This is a genomic window from Halomonas colorata (genome assembly GCF_014897985.1).
Taxonomy (GTDB): domain Bacteria; phylum Pseudomonadota; class Gammaproteobacteria; order Pseudomonadales; family Halomonadaceae; genus Vreelandella; species Vreelandella colorata.
Genome location: NZ_JABUZA010000049.1, coordinates 1 through 16187, shown reverse-complemented (window position 1 = coordinate 16187; position 16187 = coordinate 1). Strand labels below are relative to the sequence as shown.

The window sequence follows — 16187 nt, the reverse complement described above, 5'->3', positions numbered from 1 at the left end:
TTGCCAAGGAGGCAAGCTGTGAGTAGTAATACTCCGCGTCAGCCGGTACAGGATCTGCGCTTTTTTCTTACTGTGCCCCATACTTGCAGCTATTTACCCAGCAAAGAGGCGACGACACTTTTTCTCGACCCGCTGGAGTCTCCCGTCACGGGGGTCTACGATTCGCTTTCACTGCTTGGTTTTCGACGCAGCGGGCGGCATTTATACCGTCCTCACTGCGAAAACTGTAACGCCTGCCAGTCGGTGCGCATCCCCGTCGAGCAGTTTGCGGCCAGCCGTTCCCAGCGCAAGGTGTGGAGACGCAATACCGATATCACCACTCGCGTGGTACCCGCGCGCTATGAAGCACGCCACTACGAGCTTTACGCAAACTATATTCGAAAGCGTCATGCCGATGGTGACATGTACCCGCCTAGCAGTGAACAGTACCGTACGTTTCTAACCCTGGAAGAGCCTTACGCGTACTTACTTGAAATGTACCTGGGTGAGGAGCTCGTGGGCGTCTCGGCATTTGATCAGCTGGAGCATGGGCTTTCGGCGATCTATACCTTTTTTGGCGTTGACGACGAACTCGACAGACGCTCGCTTGGCACGCTTGCCATTTTAAAGTTGATTGAGCTGAGCCATAAAAAAGCCCTGCCCCATCTATATTTGGGGTACTGGATCGCAGAGTGTCGTAAAATGCGCTACAAGCAAGATTTTTCCCCAATCGAGCGGCTGGATGGGCGCCATTGGCGGCCACTAATTTGTTAAAACGTACAAATTAACCCAGCTTTTTTGCCTTGACGACGGGCTTACGGCACAATATAGCGCTGTTTCTTAAGTGCCAGTCCTTTGGCCCTTAAAACCTGAAACGGTTTTTGGTTTGCTAACTACGTTAAATAAGTGAGGATCTGCCTATATGGCACGCGAAGATCATATTGAAATGGAAGGCGTTATCGTTGATACCCTTCCTAATACCATGTTCCGTGTTGAACTGGAAAACGGCCACGTTGTAACTGCTCATATCTCTGGCAAGATGCGTAAAAACTATATCCGCATTCTGACAGGCGATAAAGTGAAAGTGGAACTGACACCGTACGATCTTTCTAAAGGCCGCATTGTCTACCGTTCGCGCTAAGCCTTTCTAACGCCTTTTCAGCCAGCACGCAGTACGGCGCCGTCACCTGTATACGACAACGCCCCGTCGAAGACAGGGCGCTGTGCATTTTTACGGCATGATTAGGCGCTACGCACTAAGGCGATCTTAGCGCCCTTTTCAGGGCGCATCCGCCATTTCAGTCTCGGTGGAGAGATGAAGCTCGCCCTCCTCCAGACTGACATGCACAATACCGCCATGCTCGGCCAGCTCGCCAAACAGAATCATTTCGGCAAGTGGCTTCTTCAGCTTCTCTTGAATCAGACGCGCCATGGGACGGGCCCCCATATCCGGATCATAGCCTTTCTCAGCCAGCCAATCGCGCGCCACATCATCTACTTCCAGCTGTACGCGTTTCTCGTCTAACTGCGCCTGTAGTTCGATCAGGAATTTGTCGACTACGTTGCGCACCACCGATGTCTGCAAAGCATGGAACTGAATGATGCCATCCAACCGGTTACGGAATTCAGGCGAGAACGTCCGCCGGATAACTTCCATGGCATCGGTTGAGTGGTCCTGATGCTGGAAGCCGATAGAGCGACGTGACGCCTGCTCGGCCCCGGCATTGGAGGTCATGATAACGATAACGTGACGGAAGTCAGCTTCCCGCCCGTTATTATCGGTCAGACGACCGTGATCCATGACCTGCAGTAGCAGGTTAAAGACTTCAGGGTGCGCTTTCTCAATTTCATCCAGCAACAGCACGCAGTGCGGCTGCTTGGTCACGGCTTCAGTCAGCAAGCCGCCCTGGTCATACCCGACATAGCCGGGAGGCGCACCAATCAGACGCGATACGGTGTGACGCTCCATGTACTCCGACATATCAAAGCGCACAAGCTCAATACCCATGATATGGGCAAGCTGCTTGGCCACTTCGGTTTTACCGACACCCGTAGGCCCTGCGAACAGGAAGCTGCCCACAGGCTTATCCGGCGACTTTAGACCGGCCCTGGAAAGCTTGATGGCGGCTGAGAGCGTATCGATTGCTTCATCCTGACCAAACACCAGCATTTTCAGATCGCGATCAAGTTTTTCAAGCAGCTTACGATCCGAGCTTGAAACGCTCTTCGGCGGAATGCGGGCAATGGAAGCGACGATCGCCTCGACCTGCTCGACATCGATCGTGCCCTTACGCGCTTCTGGCGGCAGCAGCCGCTGGTGCGCTCCAGCTTCATCAATGACGTCAATGGCCTTGTCCGGCAGATAACGGTCGTTTATATAACGATCAGCCAGCCGTGCGGCGCTTTCCAGCGCGCCATCGGTGTACTTGATTTCGTGGTGCTCTTCAAAGCGTGAGCGCAGCCCCTTGAGAATCTTGATGGTGTCGTCAACCGAAGGTGCCAGTACATCGACTTTCTGGAAGCGACGCGCCAGCGCGCGGTCTTTTTCAAAAATACCGCGGAACTCTTGGAAAGTGGTTGAGCCAATGCAGCGCAGCTCACCTGACGATAACAACGGTTTGAGCAGGTTAGAGGCATCCATGACACCACCGGACGCCGCACCCGCACCAATGACCGTATGGATCTCGTCAATAAACAGCACGGCATTAGGCTGCTTACGTAGCTCACCTAGCAGGCTTTTCAGGCGCTTTTCAAAGTCGCCGCGGTACTTGGTGCCAGCAAGCAGCGCACCCATATCCAACGAGTACACGACAGCGTCGGCGATAACGTCAGGTACGTCTTCTTCAACAATACGCTTGGCAAGGCCTTCGGCTACAGCCGTTTTACCCACGCCAGCTTCACCCACCAGCAGCGGATTGTTCTTACGCCGACGCGCCAGAATCTGTACAACACGCTCAAGCTCATGGTCACGGCCGATCAGCGGATCGATCTTACCCAGCCGCGCCTGCTCGTTAAGGTTGGTGGCATAGCCAGTCAGCGGATGAGTTCCGCTTTCAGAAGCGCCTTCTTCAACGTCTTCACCCTCTTGAGAAGCGCTGGAGGGTGAATGACCATGCCCCGCCACTTTGGAAATACCATGGGCGATGTAGTTGACCGCATCGACACGGGCAACGCTTTGCTGCTTAAGGAAATAAACCGCCTGGCTTTCCTGTTCGGAGAAAATGGCTACCAATACGTTGGCGCCGGTTACTTCACTTTTGCCCGACGACTGAACGTGGAAAACCGCACGCTGCAACACACGCTGAAAACCGAGCGTAGGCTGCGTTTCACGATCTCCGTGACCTTCGGGAATAAGCGGCGTCGTTGAGTTGATAAAATCCTGCAGATCGGACCGCAGCTTGTCGAGGTTAGCCCCACACGCCTTTAAAACATCAACGGCTGAGGCATTGTCCAGCAACGCTAGCAGCAGATGTTCAACGGTCATGAATTCGTGGCGCTTTGAGCGGGCCACGGTAAAGGCCGTGTTCAGGGTCAGTTCAAGTTCTTTGCTCAGCATGGCAGTCCCCTTTTCGCTACTACCTAGGGCGTATCGCCACCTAGGACTTGCGTCGGATCAAATTAGTCGACCGGCACTTTCAACATCGGGTACAAATGGCAGGGTTGCAAGCCTCACCGACAAATTTTTATCAACGCACTCAATTTGCGGCTTCAATATCACTCATTAGCGGGTGTTCGCACTCACGCGCATACTCGTTAACCTGATGACATTTAGTCTCTGCGATGTCGCGAGTAAAGACACCACAGGTAGCTTTTCCCTGAGTGTGTACCGCAAGCATTATCTGAACAGCCTTTTCGCTGTCCATATTGAAAAACTCCTGCAGTACTTCAATGACAAAATCCATTGGCGTGTAGTCATCGTTATGCAACACGACCTTATACAAGGGAGGCTGTGCCAGCGCCGGTTCAGCAGACTGAACGGCAACATCCCCATCGTCAGGCATTTCGGGTCGTGTCATACCGGCCATTACACATGGCGCTTTTGTCTTATCAAACACTAGATTAGGCATAGATTGCACTGTTGGTTATCTCAAGACTCATGAATGACCTAGCCAGCGCTCATCAACAATTGCAACCCGCAACAGTGACCAGTCAATAGCTATGACGCTCAAGTTCTACAAGGGTTCACATGGCATTAAAAATATCATACCGCAAAAGCTAAAAAACCCCCGCCCACCAGCGGGACGAGGGTTTTGCTACACGCCCATGCAGTCAGGGCGATTCAGCATCAGCCTTTTGCAACCACTGCTAACGCTTCGTTCAGCGTTTTGCTTGGGCGCATGGCCTGACTCGCCAGCTCACCGTTCGGACGGAAGTAGCCCTGAATATCCACGGCCTGTCCCTGAACACCATTAAGCTCTTTCACAATGGTGTCTTCGTTGGCTTTCAGCTTATCAGCCAACTGCGCGAAGAGCGATTTCAATTCAGCGTCGTCGTTCTGCGCGGCCAGGGCTTCTGCCCAGTAAAGCGCCAGATAGAAGTGGCTGCCGCGGTTATCAAGCTCGCCCACTTTACGCGACGGTGACTTGTTACTGTCCAAAAACTTGCCGTTGGCTTCGTCAAGCGTCTTGGCCAGCACGGTGGCGCGTGCATTGCCGAAGGTGCTGCCCAGGTGCTCAAGCGACGCCGCCAGGGCCAGGAACTCACCCAGCGAATCCCAGCGCAGGTGGTTTTCTTCCAGGAACTGCTGAACGTGCTTGGGTGCACTACCGCCAGCGCCAGTTTCAAACAGGCCACCGCCGTTCATCAACGGAACGATAGACAGCATTTTCGCGCTAGTGCCCAGTTCCATGATCGGGAACAGATCCGTCAGGTAGTCGCGCAGCACGTTGCCGGTGACGGAAATGGTGTCTTCACCTTTGCGGATACGCTCAAGCGATACCGCCATGGCATCGACCGGCGCCAGGATACGGATATCCAGACCGTTGGTATCGTAATCTTTAAGATACGCTTCTACCTTTTTGATCAGCTGCGCGTCATGGGCGCGGTTCGCATCCAGCCAGAAAATAGCCGGAACGCCGCTTTCGCGTGCACGGGTAACCGCAAGCTTCACCCAGTCCTGAATCGGCGCGTCTTTGGTCTGGCACATACGCCAGATGTCGCCCGCTTCAACGTCATGACTGAACAGCGTATTGCCGTTTTCGTCAGTAACCACCACGGTGCCGTTGGCAGCGATCTGGAAGGTTTTGTCGTGGGAACCGTACTCTTCGGCTTTTTGCGCCATCAGGCCCACGTTAGGCACGCTGCCCATGGTGGTTGGGTCAAACGCACCGTGCTTTTTACAATCTTCGATCACGGCCTGATAGATAGTCGCGTAGCAACGATCCGGAATGACGGCTTTGGTGTCGTGCAGCTGATCGTCAGCGCCCCACATTTTACCGGAATCACGAATCATCGCCGGCATGGAAGCGTCGATGATCACATCAGAAGGCACGTGAAGGTTGGTGATGCCTTTATGGGAGTTCACCATCGCCATCGGCGGGCGCTCTTTATAAAGTGCTTCGATATCACCTTTAATAGCGTCTTGCTGGTCGCTGGGCAGCGACTCAATGGCGCTGTAGAGATCGCCAATACCGCTGTTGGCATTAAAGCCAACTGACTTGAGCGCATCGGCATGCTTTTCAAGTGCGGCTTTATAGAACTCTTCAACCACGATACCAAACATGATCGGGTCGGAAACCTTCATCATGGTGGCTTTCAGGTGCAAAGAGAACAGCACGTTGCGCGCTTTGGCATCGTTGATTTCGCTGTCGATAAAGCTGCGCAGGCGGCGGCTGCTCATGGAAGCCGCGTCAATCACTTCGCCTTCAAGAACGGCCAGACCGTCTTTCAGAACGGTAGTGGTGCCATCTTTTTGTTGCAGCTCAATCTTGAGCTTGCCGGCTTTTTCCATGACCGCGGATTGCTCGCTGCCGTAGAAGTCGCCTTCGCTCATGTGAGCTACGTGAGACTGAGAATCAGCGCTCCACTCGCCCATGCGATGCGGGTATTTACGCGCGTAGTTCTTGACCGACTTCGGCGCACGGCGATCAGAGTTGCCTTCACGCAGCACCGGGTTTACCGCACTGCCCTTGGCCTTGTCGTACGCCGCTTTGATGGCTTTTTCTTCATCGTTCTTAGGCTCGTCCGAGTAATCCGGCAGCGGGTAGCCCTGGCCTTGCAGCTCTTTAATGGTGGCTTTTAGCTGCGGACCGGAAGCACTGATATTAGGCAATTTGATAATATTGGCTTCAGGCGTAGTCGCAAGCTTACCCAGCTCAGCCAGATCATCACTAACGCGCTGCTCATCGTTGAGCAGGTCAGGGAACTGAGCCAGTACACGCGCTGCCAGGGAGATATCGCGAGTCTCTACCTCAATACCGGCAGGATCGGTAAATGCATCGATAATCGGTAACAGTGAATATGTCGCGAGCGCAGGGGCTTCGTCGGTGAGCGTATAAATGATCTTCGGCGTTTGGGACATTTTTGCGTTAACCTCTTTTCTAGTCGCTTTAGTTATAAAATCCTAAGCTACGCGGCTCATTCGACGATAGACCGTGCCGCGAAGCGCGCGGGGCAGCGTATCAATCTTGCTGCTTTACTATCACTTCGGTGGTGTTGACGACGACTCCAGCGGTCACGCAGGAGTATACCAGCGCTGCACTTTAACCGCATGAGAGATTGTCGACAAATCAGGCGTAAGACGTAAGAGACTTTATGAGCAGCCTATACCTACTGCATAAACCCTACCGTATGCTCTCCCAATTTACCGACAGTGAAGGACGGGCTACCCTCGCCGATGTTATCGAAGTGCCCGGCGTTTATGCCGCTGGCCGACTTGATTACGACTCTGAAGGGCTTTTGTTACTCAGCGATGACGGCGCGCTCATCCACCGCATTGCGCATCCTCGCCATAAGCAGCCTAAAACCTACTGGGTGCAGCTTGAAGGTCAGATAGACGATACCGCCCTTAACGCGCTGCGTACGGGTATTACCTTAAAGGATGGCCCTACCCGGCCGGCCAAGGCCCGCTTGATTGCCACCCCGCCGCTGGCGCCACGCGAGCCAGCCATTGACCCCAAGCGCCACCCTTCCACCAGTTGGCTGGAATTGACCATTAGCGAAGGGCGCAACCGTCAGGTACGCCGAATGACCGCCCACGTCGGATTTCCCACGCTTAGATTAATTCGCGCCTCGATTGGCGCTTGGCAATTGGGCGACCTAAAGCCCGGCGAATGGCGTAAGGAAACCCTGCACGCCCCACGCCCGGCCCAGGCGTCCAAGCGTTCGCGCAAGCCAGTGGCTTCACGCCGGAAACCCTCATGAGCGCTATTCGAACCAGCGCCATTCACAGCACGGCCGCCTGCGTTATTCAGCGCGACAATCGGTTCTTGCTGGTTGAAGAAGCCAAGGGCGGCCCCTTTACGGTATTCAACCAGCCGGCGGGTCATATTGAGGCGGGCGAAGGGCCTATGGCAGCGATTTTACGTGAAGTTGAGGAAGAGACCGCCTGGCGTGTCACGCTAAACGGCTACCTGGGACTTTATATTTTTCACACCGATAGCGGCCAAACCTTTCATAGTCATGGGTTTACCGCCGAGCCCGCCGAGTTTCTCAATACGCCGCTGGACACTGACATTATCGCGACACACTGGCTCACGCTTGCCGAAATTCGTGCCTTAAGCGCGCAACAGCGGCTACGAAGCCCGCTGGTACTCAAGCGCATTGAGGACGCTGTCAGCGAATGCTGCTATCCATTAAGCGTCATTCAGGAGTGAAGCGCTCGAAGCAGCAACCCCCTATCGTGTATAATCGCTGCCCAATTGCATACCACTTCAACCGAGGATGCCAATGACATCCACCAATGGCACACCCACCACCGAGGCATCCGCTGCGGGCAAAGTAATTGTCGGCATGTCTGGTGGCGTCGACTCGTCCGTTTCTGCCTTGCTTCTGCTTCAGCAGGGGTACGAGGTGGAAGGCCTGTTTATGAAAAACTGGGACGAAGACGACGGCACTGAATACTGCACGGCGAAGGAAGACCTTGCCGACGCCGAAGCAGTGTGCGCCAAGCTGGGCATTAAGTTACATACGGCGAATTTTGCCGCCGAGTACTGGGATAACGTCTTCGAGCATTTCCTCGAAGAGTACAAGGCTGGACGCACCCCCAACCCTGACATTCTGTGTAATCGAGAGATCAAGTTTAAGGTATTTCTTGAATACGCCGAAATGCTGGGTGCCGAGAAGATCGCCACCGGCCATTACGTTCGTGAAGGACGGGTTCGCCAAGGTACTAGCGATGTTCGCCCGCGCCTGCTTAAAGGGCTGGACGGTAACAAGGATCAGAGCTACTTCCTGCACGCGGTACCTGAAGCCGCCATTGCCCGCACGCTGTTCCCGGTGGGCGAGCTGGAAAAACCCGCCGTTCGCGCGCTTGCCGAAGCGCACGACCTGATCACGGCTAAGAAAAAAGACTCTACCGGTATCTGTTTTATCGGTGAGCGGCGTTTCCGCGACTTTCTACAGCAATACCTACCCGCCCAACCCGGCAAGATCGAAACGCCCGAAGGCGACGTGATCGGCGATCATATGGGATTGATGTACTACACCCTGGGTCAGCGCCAGGGGCTAGGGATTGGCGGGCTTGCCAACTACTCAGAAGAGCCTTGGTACGTGGCGGCAAAAGATCTGGAACGCAACGTGCTGATCGTGGTGCAGGGTAAGCATCATCCGCTGCTTTTATCGGACACCCTGGCGACTGAAGCCATGGACTGGGTTGCGGGCGAGCCGCCAGCTCAACACGGCCGATTTACCGCCAAAACCCGGTATCGGCAAAGCGACTGCGGCTGCGAAATGCGCACCCTGCCCGATGGCGGCGTTGAAGTGACGTTCGATGACCCCCAATGGGCGGTAACGCCCGGCCAATCGCTGGTGCTTTACGATGGTGATATTTGCCTGGGTGGCGGCGTTATTCGCGCCACCTGGAAAGCGTCGGAGAACCCCGCATGAGTACCACAACGCCCATTCACCGCGCACCCGACTCACCGTCGGTGCGCCAGGCGCTTGCCTTGGCCGGGGTATTCCAAGCCGCCAGCCTGGTCGATGAACTAGCCCGCACAGGCCAGGTTGATAACCGTGCCTGGGACACGCTGATTGAAGCGACCGTGGATACCAACCCGGAAAGCTTTGAAGCCATTTACGGTGGCCATCCGAATAACCTGCGGCGCGGTCTTGAAACGCTTGAGGCACTCGTCGGCCGCAAGCAGGCCAATCCGGTGGTGCTGCGCTATGGTTTTACGATTCTACTAGTCATGAACAAGCTGCGTACCAACAGCGACATGATGGATTCCCTGGGCCAGCACCTTACCCGCATCCAGGGTCAGGCCGAGCACTTTAGCCCGACGCATGAAAACGTTATCGCAAGCTTGGGCGAAGCCTACCAAGAAACAATCTCCACCTTTAAAACGCGCATCGTGGTACAGGGCGACCCGTCGCTACTGCAAAGCCGGATGATGCCCGAGCGCGTGCGGGCCTGTTTATTGTCAGGCATTCGCTTTGGGCTTTTATGGCACCAGCAAGGCGGGCGCCGCTGGAAGCTGGTGTTCCAGCGTAAAGCGCTGCGCCGCGCGCTGGATAGCCTCGGCTAGCCATTTGATTGATGATAGTGCGCTCTATACCCCTTTTCCGACTCACCTGTTCTTGAACTACTTGGAAACGACGCCATGCAACTCTCCGCTCTGACTGCTCTCTCCCCCGTTGACGGCCGCTACGGCTCCAAAGCCTCTGCGCTGCGCGAACATTTCAGCGAATTCGGCCTGATCCGTGCCCGTGTCATTGTGGAAGTCCGCTGGTTACAGCGCCTGGCTGAGCATAGCCAAATCGTTGAAGTACCGCCGCTTTCTGCCGGCGCGACCGCCTTTCTTGAACAATTGATTAGTGAGTTCTCCTTAGATGACGCTGAGCGTATCAAAGAGATCGAGCGCACCACCAATCACGATGTGAAAGCGGTCGAGTACTTCCTGAAAGAAAAAATCGCTGGCAACGCCGAACTGAATGCAGTGACCGAATTCATTCACTTCGCGTGCACCTCAGAAGATATCAACAATCTTTCTTACGGCGTGATGCTGGCCGACGGCCTGCAGGCACTGCTGCCCACCATGCATGAAGTCGCCGATGAAGTAGCTAAGCTTGCGATTGCTCATGCCGCTCAGCCGATGCTCTCACGCACCCATGGCCAAACGGCAAGCCCGACTACGCTTGGCAAAGAAATGGCCAACGTGGCGTATCGCTTGAAGCGTCAGCTCAAGCAGATCGAGCGCGTTGAGATTTTGGGTAAAATCAACGGCGCGGTAGGCAACTACAATGCGCATCTGGCAACTTACCCTGAAATCGACTGGGAAGAAAACGCGCGGACTTTTGTCGAAGGCTTAGGGTTAAGCTTCAATCCCTACACCACGCAAATCGAACCCCACGACTACATCGCTGAGCTGTTCGATGCGGTATGCCGTTTCAATACCATCCTGATCGACTTCAATCGCGATGTCTGGGGCTATATTTCTCTGGGCTACTTCAAGCAGCGCACGGTAGCGGGCGAAATCGGCTCTTCTACCATGCCGCATAAGGTCAACCCGATTGATTTTGAAAACTCTGAAGGCAACCTGGGTCTGGCCAACGCGGTACTGAACCACCTGGCGCAAAAGCTGCCGATTTCCCGCTGGCAGCGTGACTTAACCGACTCCACCGTGCTGCGTAACCTGGGTGTTGGCCTGGCGTACGGCCTGATCGGTTACCACGCTGGCCTTAAAGGCATCAGCAAGCTGGAAGCCAACCCTGAGCGCCTGGCAGAAGACCTGAACAACAGCTGGGAAGTGCTGGCCGAGCCGATTCAAACCGTCATGCGCCGCTACGGTATCGAAAAGCCGTACGAAAAACTTAAAGAGCTGACCCGTGGCAAGCGCATCGACCAGGCAGGCTTTGCCGCGTTCATCGATACTCTTGAGCTGCCAGCCGACGTAAAAGCCGAGCTTAAAGACCTCTCGCCGGCGAGCTATATTGGTAATGCACAAGCGCAGGCCGAAGCGCTTACCCAACGCCTTGGCAACTTGTCATAAGCGCTGCGGCCACTCACCTAGGATACCGCTATGAGCCAACACGATAAGCCACTCACCCTGCTGGGCGATTTAACACCGGCAGAATTTTTGGCCCACTACTGGCAACAGAAACCGCTGCTGATTCGTGGCGCTATCCCCGACTTCATCAGCCCAATCGACCCTGATGAGCTTGCAGGACTTGCCTGCGAGCCGGGTGTAGAAGCGCGCCTGGTTGAAGAAGACGGCCCGGAGGGCGCCTGGCAGGTGTCTCACGGCCCCTTCGACGAAACAACGTTTGAGCGTCTGCCTGAAGGCCACTGGAGCCTTTTGGTTCAGGCGGCGGATCACTACGTGCCGTCTGTCGCGGCACTGATGGATGAATTCGACTTTCTGCCCCGCTGGCGGTTAGACGATATTATGATCAGCTACGCGCCTCCCGGCGGAAGCGTAGGTCCGCATGTCGATCAATACGATGTCTTTTTACTACAGGCCAGCGGTCACCGTCGCTGGCAGCTGGGTGGCAAGCAGGCAGACGACGCACCCATTATCCAGGGCGTTGACCTGCGTATTCTGGAAACCTTTGAGGTCGAGCAGGATTCTGACTGGACGCTGGCACCGGGCGATATGCTTTATCTGCCGCCAGGTTGGGCACACCACGGTGTCAGCCAGACGGATGACTGCATGACCATTTCAGTCGGCTTTCGGGCACCGTCTGCCGACGAGTCAATCACCTCTTACGCCGACTACCTGGGCGAACAGCTACCCGCCTCGCAACGCTATAGCGATGCGGGCATGGCGCCTGCCAGCCAGATCGGTGAGCTGGACGACGCAGCTGTCGAGCGCATGCGCCAATTCATGCTGAAAACGCTTGATAACCCCGCGCAAATCGCTCAATGGTTTGGCCGAGTAATGACGCAACCTAAATACGTCGATCAAGTCGCTCCGCTTGAAGAGCCGATGGATGAAGCGGCGCTGATGGAACACCTTCAAGAGGGCGAGCCGCTCCTGCACATGCCCGGCTCGCGCTTTGCCTGGCGTAAGGATGCAGGCAGCGTAACGCTATTTGTCGATGGCGACGCCCATCCCTGCGCCGAAGCGCTGGCAAAACGCTTAGCTAACCCGGCTCCCATGTACGAAGACGTACTGGAGCTTGAAGGAGCTGCACTGCTGCTCACTCAGCTGGTTAACGCGGGTAGTCTGGGCTTTATGGGTGAAGACGACGAAGAATAGTCACGCCCTTTATCGACCCAGCGATTAAATGTTTAGCGCCGCCCCAAAGCGGCGCTTTTTTGTATTTGGTTTATCTTCCTGACAAAAAACGACTACATAAACGCGGCGTTTTGCTAACCCATTGTCGTCAAGTTACAACCCCGCCTGCCCCCAAGTGTCAATTGTTAGATGCTCCTTTGTCGTCAATAGTTATTGCACTGCAGCGCTATCAAGCCTGCCCAGCTATTCACTGGCCATCGTCCTTTGCCGGTAAGCAGCTGGAAACGTTTTCGCAAGCGCAGCACCGCTATAAAACAACTTACGAAGTGCTCATACGACCCTGGAGAAATTACTCATGACTGGACTGCTTAACGATATTAAAGCCATGGCTCAATTACGCGAAGCCCAGCGTGGCAAGTGGGATGCCATCAAACCTGAATACGCTGCCCGCATGCGTACTCAGAACCGCTTTCATACAGGTCTCGACATCGCCCGTTACACCGCCAAGATCATGCGTAACGATATGGCCGCCTACGACGCAGACACTTCGCAGTACACGCAGTCACTGGGTTGCTGGCACGGCTTTATTGGCCAGCAGAAGCTGATCTCGATTAAAAAGCACTTCGGCACCACCAAGCGCAGCTACCTGTACCTTTCGGGCTGGATGGTGGCCGCACTGCGCTCTGAGTTTGGTCCTCTGCCCGATCAGTCCATGCATGAGAAAACCTCGGTCGCCAACCTGATTGAGGAGCTATATACCTTTTTAAAACAGGCCGATTCTTGGGAGCTTAACCATCTGTTCCGTGCCCTGGACGACGCCAAAGCCGCTGGCGACAGAACCAAAGAGCAGGAAATCATTAGCAGCATCGATAATTATGAAACCCATATTGTGCCGATCATTGCCGATATCGATGCGGGGTTTGGCAACGCAGAAGCGACTTACCTGCTGGCCAAGAAGTTTATTCAGGCAGGCGCTTGCTGCATTCAGCTGGAAAACCAAGTCTCCGATGAGAAGCAATGCGGCCATCAGGACGGCAAAGTAACCGTCCCTCATGAGGACTTTCTGGCCAAGATCAACGCGGTTCGCTATGCATTTTTAGAGCTCGGCGTAGACGACGGTGTGATTGTGGCACGCACCGATTCTTTAGGCGCAGGCCTGACGCAGAAGATTGCCGTTACCCACGAGCCCGGGGACCTTGGCGATCAGTACAACAGCTTTCTGGATGGCGACGTTATCGAGAACGCCGCCGATATCAATAATGGCGATGTGGTGATCAAACAAAATGGTCAACTGGTAAAACCCAAACGTTTGCCATCCGGCCTTTACCAGTTTAAACCGGGGTCAGGCGAAGACCGCGTTATTCTTGACTGCATCACCAGTTTGCAAAATGGCGCCGATCTTTTATGGATCGAAACTGAAAAACCCCACGTTGGCCAAATTGCCAGCATGGTCAACCGTATTCGTGACGTTGTGCCGGATGCCAAACTGGTTTACAACAACTCGCCTTCTTTCAACTGGACGCTCAACTTCCGCCAACAGGTATTCGACGCCTGGGAGAAAGACGGCAAGGATGTTTCCGCCTACCAGCGCGACAAGCTGATGAGTGTTGAGTACGACGATACCGAGCTTGGCCAGCTGGCAGATGAATGGACGCGTAATTTCCAGCGCGACTCCTCTCGCGAAGCGGGTATTTTCCATCACCTGATTACCCTACCCACCTACCACACCGCCGCACTCTCCACCGATACGCTGGCCAAGGGCTATTTCGGCAAGGAAGGTATGCTTGCCTACGTAAAAGGCGTTCAGCGTGAAGAGATTCGCCAAGGAATTGCCACGGTAAAACACCAGGACATGGCGGGCTCCAATATTGGCGATGACCATAAGGAATTCTTCCACGGCGATGCCGCGCTTAAAGCAGGCGGCAAAGATAATACGATGAACCAGTTTGGTTAATTAGTTTTTCCATCCTCATTCATTGAAAGCCCTGCAAACCAGGAGACCTTAAGGCTCCTGGTTTTTTCGTTATATCTGCACACTGTTTTCTTATTCACTGTCTACACTGAGATTTATGATCTTTTCGAATGATCAGTGGTCATAGCCAACAGCTTCAGTTATCTTTTAGCGAACACTGTTTTATAATTGAAGTATCTTGATATTGCCATTTGAGCTGCAACACCTTGGAGGTTTTAATGAAACGTTTACTACCTGTTGCTGCATTAAGCATCCTGACCTTAGCCGGGTGTGCCAACACCTCACCTTACTCGGGCGATGTATACCGCGGCAACCAAGCACAGACAGGCCAAAGCGTCTCTTACGGTACGATTGTTGCTATTCGTCCGGTACAAATTCAGGCCGATAGCCGTGCTGGGGGCCTGTTAGGTACCGGTGGCGGTGCTATCATCGGTGGCCTTTTAGGTAGCCAAGTGGGCGGCGGTTCTGGTCGTCAGCTAGCCACCGTTGCCGGTGCGTTAGGTGGTTCCGTTGCCGGTTCAGCAGCCGAAGATCGGGCTAACCGCGTTGCCGCCTTAGAAATGGAAATTCGCCGTGATGACGGTAGCGATGTAGTGGTTGTACAGCGAGCTGACCATCAGTACCAAGCTGGTCAGCGCGTGCGCCTGATTGGTAGCGGTGGCAACCTTAGTATCGCGCCTTACTAATCATTGCCACTTGCCCATTATCGTGATTGATGGTGGGCAGTGAACAGATTGGCATCTTTACGCACTACCGCAGTCACTTAGAAACGTTGTTAACCGCAATACAAAAAACGCCCGACCATTTTTTGAATGGTCGGGCGTTTTTATTTAAGCGCGGTGATAAATCAGTGCGCCATACTGCTCGCCCACTCAGCCAATTTCATAACGACTAGACCAATAATTACCAGCAGAATAGCTACCAGCAGAACTTCTACCGGGCGTACCAGCGTAGTTGCACCTAATACAGCCAGTGTGCCGACCCATAAATAGCGGTTTGAGCCATGACTTTTCATTACGCTGGGCAGCATTCGATCTAGGCCGCAGCTAACGCCGCTATGCCATTTTTGATTGACAAAATAGGCAATTACGCCAAAAGCGATAAGCCAAATAAGGAAAGTCGTCATAGCAAACTCCGGTGAATGGAATTTAAAAAAGGCCAAAAGTTGTTGGCGTAGGGTATCCCCGGTCACCGTGCGGCGCAATACCGCGATGAACGAGTGAGCGTAAAAACCTGGCTTACCCCCTGACAAGCCGCGTTTCACGCGTTACCATGTTGGGACATGCACTCACCGAAAGGCTATTCAATGCAAATTGCGCAAAACTCGGTTGTCGCGTTTCACTACACCCTGACCAATGACTCAGGTGAAGTGCTAGACAGTTCCGAAGGCCGTGAGCCTCTGACGTATCTCCATGGCGCGGGCAACATTATCCCGGGTCTGGAGAAAGAGCTTGAAGGCCGCGCAGCGGGTGACAAGCTGAACGTCAAAGTAACTCCGGAAGAGGGTTACGGCGAAGTTCAAGAACAGCTGGTACAAGAAGTACCGCGTGATGCTTTCCAGGGCGTCGAAAACATTGAGCCGGGCATGCAGTTCCAAGCCCAGACTCAAGGTGGCCCGCTGATGGTGACGGTTAAGAACATCGAAGGCGACACCGTTATCGTTGATGGCAACCATCCTCTGGCGGGCGAACATCTTAACTTTGATGTTGAGATTGCGTCCGTTCGTGAAGCGAGCCAGGAAGAAACCGAGCACGGCCACGTGCACGGTGAAGGCGGCGTTGAGCATTAATCGCTTACGTTTGCTGAAAAAGGCGGCCTGCGGGCCATTGCTGTCCCATAGTTTTTGATCATAAAGGGATTCTCATCTGAGGATCCCTTTTTTGTGGCTCTGGCGATGGCGG

The 16187-nt window shown here is 54.3% G+C and carries 15 protein-coding genes; 11 read left to right on the top strand and 4 right to left on the bottom strand.

Going from position 1 to position 16187, the window contains the following annotated elements:
- Positions 1-18: 18 nt before the first annotated feature.
- Entirely contained in the window at positions 19-753 is a 735-nt protein-coding gene (locus tag INT33_RS18160) for an arginyltransferase (protein WP_192538951.1), read from the top strand.
- A 148-nt stretch (positions 754-901) separates the two neighbouring features.
- The gene (gene infA / locus INT33_RS18155; RefSeq protein ID WP_007111068.1) at positions 902-1120 is read left to right on the top strand and encodes a translation initiation factor IF-1; all 219 of its coding nucleotides are present in this window, start codon (positions 902-904) and stop codon (positions 1118-1120) included.
- A 138-nt stretch (positions 1121-1258) separates the two neighbouring features.
- Here infA and clpA read toward each other — a convergent pair whose 3' ends face one another.
- The 3 genes from clpA to INT33_RS18140 all read right to left on the bottom strand — a co-directional run bounded on the left by clpA (position 1259) and on the right by INT33_RS18140 (position 6499).
- Positions 1259-3535, bottom strand: coding sequence for an ATP-dependent Clp protease ATP-binding subunit ClpA (clpA, locus tag INT33_RS18150; protein ID WP_192538952.1), 2277 nt, complete (start codon positions 3533-3535; stop codon positions 1259-1261).
- A 139-nt stretch (positions 3536-3674) separates the two neighbouring features.
- The gene (clpS, locus tag INT33_RS18145; protein ID WP_371827760.1) at positions 3675-3995 is read right to left on the bottom strand and encodes an ATP-dependent Clp protease adapter ClpS; all 321 of its coding nucleotides are present in this window, start codon (positions 3993-3995) and stop codon (positions 3675-3677) included.
- Positions 3996-4264: 269 nt separating this feature from the next.
- Complete coding sequence (locus tag INT33_RS18140; protein WP_193092654.1) at positions 4265-6499, bottom strand: NADP-dependent isocitrate dehydrogenase; 2235 nt, start codon at positions 6497-6499, stop codon at positions 4265-4267.
- 233 nt (positions 6500-6732) lie between these two features.
- Here INT33_RS18140 and INT33_RS18135 point away from each other — a divergent pair, with 233 nt between their 5' ends.
- From INT33_RS18135 to INT33_RS18100, 8 genes are all read left to right on the top strand, one after another.
- Positions 6733-7341: a pseudouridine synthase gene (locus INT33_RS18135; protein WP_192538954.1), complete on the top strand. Its 609-nt coding sequence runs from the start codon at positions 6733-6735 to the stop codon at positions 7339-7341.
- Positions 7338-7793: an NUDIX domain-containing protein gene (locus INT33_RS18130; RefSeq protein ID WP_193092653.1), complete on the top strand. Its 456-nt coding sequence runs from the start codon at positions 7338-7340 to the stop codon at positions 7791-7793. Before INT33_RS18135 ends, INT33_RS18130 begins: the two co-directional genes overlap by 4 nt.
- 73 nt (positions 7794-7866) lie before the next feature.
- Positions 7867-9024 (top strand): tRNA 2-thiouridine(34) synthase MnmA, encoded by a 1158-nt coding sequence (mnmA, locus tag INT33_RS18125; protein ID WP_192538956.1) that lies wholly within the window; start codon positions 7867-7869, stop codon positions 9022-9024.
- Positions 9021-9662, top strand: a complete 642-nt coding sequence (hflD, locus tag INT33_RS18120; RefSeq protein WP_193092652.1) for a high frequency lysogenization protein HflD — start codon at positions 9021-9023, stop codon at positions 9660-9662. The genes mnmA and hflD overlap by 4 nt, the downstream gene beginning before the upstream one ends.
- Before the next feature lie 75 nt (positions 9663-9737).
- A complete protein-coding gene (gene purB, locus INT33_RS18115; protein ID WP_193092651.1) occupies positions 9738-11126 on the top strand; it encodes an adenylosuccinate lyase in 1389 nt (462 codons plus the stop codon).
- A 30-nt stretch (positions 11127-11156) separates the two neighbouring features.
- Positions 11157-12335 (top strand): cupin domain-containing protein, encoded by a 1179-nt coding sequence (locus tag INT33_RS18110; RefSeq protein ID WP_193092650.1) that lies wholly within the window; start codon positions 11157-11159, stop codon positions 12333-12335.
- Positions 12336-12669: 334 nt separating this feature from the next.
- The gene (locus INT33_RS18105) at positions 12670-14268 is read left to right on the top strand and encodes an isocitrate lyase (protein WP_018916638.1); all 1599 of its coding nucleotides are present in this window, start codon (positions 12670-12672) and stop codon (positions 14266-14268) included.
- Between the two features lie 236 nt (positions 14269-14504).
- Positions 14505-14972 carry an outer membrane lipoprotein gene (locus INT33_RS18100; protein WP_192538962.1) on the top strand — a complete coding sequence of 156 codons (468 nt, stop codon included), beginning with the start codon at positions 14505-14507 and terminating at the stop codon, positions 14970-14972.
- Positions 14973-15133: 161 nt separating this feature from the next.
- Here the strand turns inward: INT33_RS18100 and INT33_RS18095 are convergent, their stop codons facing one another.
- Positions 15134-15412 (bottom strand): hypothetical protein, encoded by a 279-nt coding sequence (locus INT33_RS18095; RefSeq protein ID WP_192538963.1) that lies wholly within the window; start codon positions 15410-15412, stop codon positions 15134-15136.
- Positions 15413-15592: 180 nt separating this feature from the next.
- Here INT33_RS18095 and INT33_RS18090 point away from each other — a divergent pair, with 180 nt between their 5' ends.
- Positions 15593-16075: an FKBP-type peptidyl-prolyl cis-trans isomerase gene (locus INT33_RS18090; RefSeq protein WP_192538964.1), complete on the top strand. Its 483-nt coding sequence runs from the start codon at positions 15593-15595 to the stop codon at positions 16073-16075.
- The last annotated feature ends 112 nt before the right edge of the window (positions 16076-16187 follow it).

Coding starts and splice junctions, on each gene's coding strand:
- infA (WP_007111068.1), top strand. CDS start 902: ATGGCACGCGAAGATCATATTGAAATGGAAGGCGTTATCGTTGATACC.
- clpA (WP_192538952.1), bottom strand. CDS start 3,535: ATGCTGAGCAAAGAACTTGAACTGACCCTGAACACGGCCTTTACCGTG.
- clpS (WP_371827760.1), bottom strand. CDS start 3,995: ATGACACGACCCGAAATGCCTGACGATGGGGATGTTGCCGTTCAGTCT.
- INT33_RS18140 (WP_193092654.1), bottom strand. CDS start 6,499: ATGTCCCAAACGCCGAAGATCATTTATACGCTCACCGACGAAGCCCCT.
- INT33_RS18135 (WP_192538954.1), top strand. CDS start 6,733: ATGAGCAGCCTATACCTACTGCATAAACCCTACCGTATGCTCTCCCAA.
- INT33_RS18130 (WP_193092653.1), top strand. CDS start 7,338: ATGAGCGCTATTCGAACCAGCGCCATTCACAGCACGGCCGCCTGCGTT.
- mnmA (WP_192538956.1), top strand. CDS start 7,867: ATGACATCCACCAATGGCACACCCACCACCGAGGCATCCGCTGCGGGC.
- hflD (WP_193092652.1), top strand. CDS start 9,021: ATGAGTACCACAACGCCCATTCACCGCGCACCCGACTCACCGTCGGTG.
- purB (WP_193092651.1), top strand. CDS start 9,738: ATGCAACTCTCCGCTCTGACTGCTCTCTCCCCCGTTGACGGCCGCTAC.
- INT33_RS18110 (WP_193092650.1), top strand. CDS start 11,157: ATGAGCCAACACGATAAGCCACTCACCCTGCTGGGCGATTTAACACCG.
- INT33_RS18105 (WP_018916638.1), top strand. CDS start 12,670: ATGACTGGACTGCTTAACGATATTAAAGCCATGGCTCAATTACGCGAA.
- INT33_RS18100 (WP_192538962.1), top strand. CDS start 14,505: ATGAAACGTTTACTACCTGTTGCTGCATTAAGCATCCTGACCTTAGCC.
- INT33_RS18095 (WP_192538963.1), bottom strand. CDS start 15,412: ATGACGACTTTCCTTATTTGGCTTATCGCTTTTGGCGTAATTGCCTAT.
- INT33_RS18090 (WP_192538964.1), top strand. CDS start 15,593: ATGCAAATTGCGCAAAACTCGGTTGTCGCGTTTCACTACACCCTGACC.